Source organism: Dietzia sp., from assembly GCF_036741115.1.
Classification (GTDB): Bacteria; Actinomycetota; Actinomycetes; order Mycobacteriales; family Mycobacteriaceae; genus Dietzia.
This window is the reverse complement of sequence record NZ_DAINST010000127.1, coordinates 1-4,755: the sequence shown is the minus strand read 5'-3', so window position 1 is coordinate 4,755 and position 4,755 is coordinate 1. Positions and strand designations below refer to the sequence as shown.

At 70.3% G+C, this 4,755-nt stretch carries 5 protein-coding genes; 4 read left to right on the top strand and 1 reads right to left on the bottom strand.

Annotated features, from left to right (window positions below):
- On the bottom strand, window positions 1-889 hold an 889-nt coding region (locus V7E05_RS13620; protein ID WP_333620179.1), incomplete at its 3' end, for a hypothetical protein.
- Between the two features lie 70 nt (window positions 890-959).
- On the opposite strand from V7E05_RS13620, the gene V7E05_RS13615 reads away from it, so the two are divergent.
- From V7E05_RS13615 to V7E05_RS13600, 4 genes are all read left to right on the top strand, one after another.
- Window positions 960-1,769, top strand: coding sequence for a DUF3097 domain-containing protein (locus V7E05_RS13615; protein WP_333620178.1), 810 nt, complete (start codon window positions 960-962; stop codon window positions 1,767-1,769).
- Window positions 1,770-1,980: 211 nt separating this feature from the next.
- Complete coding sequence (locus tag V7E05_RS13610; RefSeq protein ID WP_333620177.1) at window positions 1,981-2,679, top strand: biliverdin-producing heme oxygenase; 699 nt, start codon at window positions 1,981-1,983, stop codon at window positions 2,677-2,679.
- Window positions 2,680-2,818: 139 nt separating this feature from the next.
- A complete protein-coding gene (locus tag V7E05_RS13605; protein ID WP_333620176.1) occupies window positions 2,819-3,205 on the top strand; it encodes a DedA family protein in 387 nt (128 codons plus the stop codon).
- Window positions 3,206-3,378: 173 nt separating this feature from the next.
- On the top strand, window positions 3,379-4,755 hold a 1,377-nt coding region (locus V7E05_RS13600; RefSeq protein WP_333620175.1), incomplete at its 3' end, for a methylmalonyl-CoA mutase family protein.

Sequence of the window (4,755 nt, the reverse complement as noted above, 5' to 3'; positions counted from 1 at the left end):
GCTCGTACTGCTCGGCCGCGAACCGTGCCACTGCCGCCCTTCGGGCCAGGTTGACGGCGGACTGCAGCGCCCACAGTGCCGGCTGCTGCTGCGCGGGAGCGCCGCGCCTGCTCTCAGCCTCGATTGCCGCCACACGGATCCGCTCCACTGTCTCGGCGCGGTCGACGAGCTCGAGGCACCTCGACGACATACTCGCGGGCAGATCGATGAGTTCGGGCTCGGGGAGCACCCCGCCGTTTTCCCGGGCATACGGGCCGGAACCGGCGGCGATCAGCTCCGCTGCGCCGTGCACCGCATCGGTGAGCGCCGCCGCGGCGTGCGCGGGCGACGGCGCCTGCGGGGCCATGGGGACGTCGGCGAAGATCTCCACCGTCCAGCGGCCCTCCCGGTCGCGAAGGGTATGGGCGACGGCCGCCGTCATCCGGGAATCGGGGTCCCGAACGAGGACAGCGCCGCCGTGGGCGAGCACGAATTCCGACAACGGCCGGTGCGCGGGGAGCGCGGAGAGATCGCCCACCGTGGCCGGCGCGAGGGCGAGGAACTCAGCGGCCGCCGCTGCCTCCGAACCGGCGCTTTCTGCTGCGCCCTCGCCGAACGAGCGGAGGAGCACTGCCGCGGCGGTGAAGAGAGCTCCGGGCCCGGGCGCCACGCCATCGGCAGCGCCGAGCTCGCGCACGAAACGCATCCATGGGCCCCGCGGCGCGATCTCGTCGACGGGCGACGCCGCGCCGTCGGCCGCGCGCGCGGCAGCCCGAGACAGTGCGGGGCCAGCCTCGACGGCTGCTCGAACGCCCGGGCTGCTGAGGGCCTCGATGCCCGAATCGAGCGGCGCGCCACCCCACGCGGAGGCCGCGAGATGGGTGGCGAAGAGAAGTTCTGCAGTGTTCATCGGCGACCAGGCTACGCCCCGCGCGTGTCTCCGCACAGCTCGAGTTCGGCGGGAACTAATGTTGCCTGTCATGGCTGATCGATACGGAAGGGACGTACTCTCCGCTGGCCGGCGCACGGCGCGGGAGTGGCGAAAAGTCGAGGCCGCCGACGGCCTCGTCGTCGAGGATCCGGTGAGCGGCTTCTGCGGCGCCGTGGTCGGGGTGACCCGTACCCCGGACGGCGAGTTCGCGCAGCTCGAGGACAGGCACGGGAAGCTCCGGCTGTTCAAGATGCGACCCGGTGCGTTCCTCCTCGAAGGCGAGCACGTCACCTTGGTCAAGCCCGCCCCGAAGAAGGAGGCCCCGACTCGCTCGGCCTCGGGCTCGCGACGGGTCGAAGGGCTGCGTGCGCGCACGGCCCGGGCCGGCCGGATCTGGGTCGAGGGCATCCACGACGCCGCGCTCGTCGAGAAGATCTGGGGCCACGACTTGCGGGTCGAGGGAGTCGTCGTCGAGCCGCTCGGCGGCATCGACGAGCTCGGGGCGAAGATCGCCGAGTTCGGCCCGAGCGACGACGCGCGCCTCGGCGTTCTGGTCGACCACCTCGTCTCCGGGACCAAGGAGTCCCGGCTGGTGCAGAATGTCGGCCCGCACGTGCTCGTCACCGGGCATCCGTTCGTCGACATCTGGCAGGCGGTCAAGCCCGAGGTGGTCGGCATCCCGGCATGGCCGGACGTGCCGATGGGCGAGGACTGGAAGACCGGCATCTGCGCGCGCATCGGGTGGGGCGATCCCCGCGACGCGTGGGCGCACATCCTCTCCTCGGTGTCCTCGTTCCGCGATATCGAGCCCGAGCTGCTCGGCGCGGTCGAGAGGCTCGTCGATTTCGTCACGGAATAGGAGCAGCAGTGACGGCATGGGCCGGAAGCAAAATGGCGGGCCCGCTCGGCGCAAGGTCGTACGGGAGTCATACTTTCGATTGATGGATAGCCTTGCCTACTTTGTTAAGGTCGGAGGTGGCGGCATCCGGTCGCCTGAAGAGCGGCGATAAAGCGATTTTTCGCTTCCGTTCGGCCTGATCACTCCGATAGCACCGAGGTTTCCCACGCCCATGTCCGTCGCCAGCGCCACCGATACCGCGACTTCGTCATCCCTCGCCGCCGGTCTCCGCACCGCGACCGCCGAGGTCCACGAGCGCGCCGAGAACAGCATCTTCATGGGCAGCCTTCTCGGCGGGGAGCTCGACAAGCTCACCGGCATCCGGGCATTCGCCGCGATGCAGCGGCAGTACTTGCACGTCTATGCGGCACTCGAGGCCGCGGTCCGGACGCACGCCGCCAGCCCTGCGCTTGCGGGCATCGTCGACCCCGCGCTCGAGCGCGCCGGCAGGCTCGAGGGGGATCTCCGCACTCTCGAGGCCGTGCTCCCCACTGGCGAGGAGCTGTACGAGCTCACACCCGCGACCCTCGAGTACGCCCGCGAGCTGGACGCTCTAGCGGCCAGGAACGACGCCGACGAGGTGGCTGCGGAGCTCGTCGGCCATCACTACGTCCGCTACCTCGGGGATCTCTCCGGCGGACAGGTGATCTCGCGCCTCATGGGCCGGCACTACGGGGTTCCCGAAGAGGCGCTCTCCTTCTACTCCTTCGATATCGAGAAGCCGAAAGTCTACAAGGACGGCTACCGCGACGCGCTCGACGCCCTGCCTCTCGACGGACGGCTCACCGAGCTCGCCGTCGATGCTGCTTCGCGCGCGTTCGATCACAACACCGAGCTCTTCCGTTCGCTCGAGCCCCTCGTCCGTAGCTGAGACCGAGCTCTAGCAGCGGTCAGAGCCCACCAGCCCCGGGGTCGGGCAACGCGTTTCCCCGGGTGCGCTCCGGGCCGGTCTCCGGGGTCCCGGCGGGAGCCCGGCCGGTAGCTGGATGTACGCCGACAGGTCGTTTCCCATGGACACCATCCGCGAACTTCCGTTCGCCATCGCCTACGCCATCCTCTTCGTCATCGTCTTCGCGCGAGCCAACGCCACGTATTGGCTCGGCCGCGGGGCGACGGCAGGCGGATCGCGATTCGAGCGCATCCGCGCTCGCCTCGAGAGCCCGTCGATGGACAGAGCCCGCGACATCGTCGCGCGCTGGGGGGTGGCGGCCGTCCCCCTCTGCTTCCTCACGGTAGGCGTGCAGACCGCCGTCAACCTCCTCGCCGGAGCCATGAAGATGCCGCTGCGCCGCTATTTCCCAGCGGTCGCCCTCGGCTCCCTCATCTGGGCCCTCATCTACGCGACCGCGGGCACCGTGCTGTTCACGCTGCTCTGGCGCTTGGTCTGGGGTGGCTGACGCCGAGACCCCCAGCGCACCCCGGAATCGGAGCCGAGTTTCGGCACCGGGTGCCGAAATCGAGGTTCTCTCCGTGACGCACGCCACGGTTGGTTAGAGTCGAGCGGAGATGAACCCACGGGGTTCCGCGGAATGACCGCGCGAGAGCAGCTCGAGCACAGGAGGCGCCGCACGTGGCACACACGACCGAACCGAACGGCGATGTTCCCGTCGCGAGGCTCCGAGGGAAGTTCTCCGACTGGGAATCCGATGTCGTCGGGATCCTGGCGAAATCTTCGAAGAAGGACCCCGCCGAACTGCCCGCCGATGCGTGGCGTTCGCTGATCCACACGAGCCCCGAGGGCCTCGAGATCAATCCGCTCTACACGCCGCTCGACGAGTTGCCCGAGCAGGCCGCGCCGGGCGAGTTCCCGTTCGTCCGCGGCGGCCGCCGCGCCGGGCTACCCGAATCCGGCTGGCATGTCGCCGAGCACCTCCGCTGCGCGGGGTCGGACGAAGCCGCGGCCACCAACTTGACCGTCCTCGGCGCACTCGAAAACGGCGCGTCGGGGCTGTCTCTCGATGTACCGGCAGAATCCATCCCCACGGTCCTGGACGGGGTGTACCTCGAACTCGCCCCGATCATCGTCGACGCGGGCGCGCGGACACCCGAGGCGTTCCGTGCACTCGCGGCGCTCGCGGGCGAGGCCGCTGATGCGGGGCGCCTCTCCGGTCCGGCCTCCGACGTCAGACTCTTCGCCACCTCGTCTCCGGAGACATCCGCGCTCTTCGGCGAATCCGGGCCGGGCCGAGAGGAGGCGCGCGCCCTCGCAGCGGAGGCGAGCAGCCTGCCCGAGACGGCCCGTGGCGCACTCGCCGATGGCGCCTCGGCCCACGAGCACGGCGCCACCGATGCGCAAGAGCTCGGCATCGCCCTCGCCGCGGCGGTGGGGCACCTCCGCGCGCTATCCGATCCTGCCGACGGTTCCGGTCTCGGGGTCGAGGCGGCCGCCGAGCAAGTGTGGTTCCGCCTCGCCGCTACCCCGGACCAGTTCGCGACGATCGCGAAGTTCCGCGCGGCCCGCGGCCTGTGGGCACGTGTGGCGGAGGTACTCGGGGTCCCGGACGCAGGGGATGCTCCGCAGCTCGCCGTCACCTCGCTTGCCGCCTCGACCCGCCGTGACCCGCACGTCAACATGCTCCGCTCGACCGTCGCGGCATTTGCCGCCGGCGTCGGCGGTGCGGAGATGGTGACGGTCCGGGAGTTCGACGCCACACTGGACGGCGGCCTCGCCGGCACCTCGCGCAGCTTCGCGCGCCGCATGGCCCGCAATGCCCAGCTCCTGCTCATCGAGGAATCGCACCTCGGGCACGTCGTCGATCCGGCCGGCGGTTCCTGGTACGTCGAGGCGCGCACCGAAGAGCTCGCCGATGCCGCATGGTCGTACTTCCAGGAGATCGAGGCGCTTGGCGGTCTCGGCGCAGCGGGAGACAAGGTGCTCGCCGACCTCGAGGAGTCGAAGCAGGCGCGTGCCGCGGCCGTCGCGAACCGCTCGCAGGCACTCACAGGG

Excerpts from the sequence above, each read along its gene's own strand:
- V7E05_RS13615 (WP_333620178.1), top strand. The coding sequence starts at position 960 with ATGGCTGATCGATACGGAAGGGACGTACTCTCCGCTGGCCGGCGCACG.
- V7E05_RS13610 (WP_333620177.1), top strand. The coding sequence starts at position 1,981 with ATGTCCGTCGCCAGCGCCACCGATACCGCGACTTCGTCATCCCTCGCC.
- V7E05_RS13605 (WP_333620176.1), top strand. The coding sequence starts at position 2,819 with ATGGACACCATCCGCGAACTTCCGTTCGCCATCGCCTACGCCATCCTC.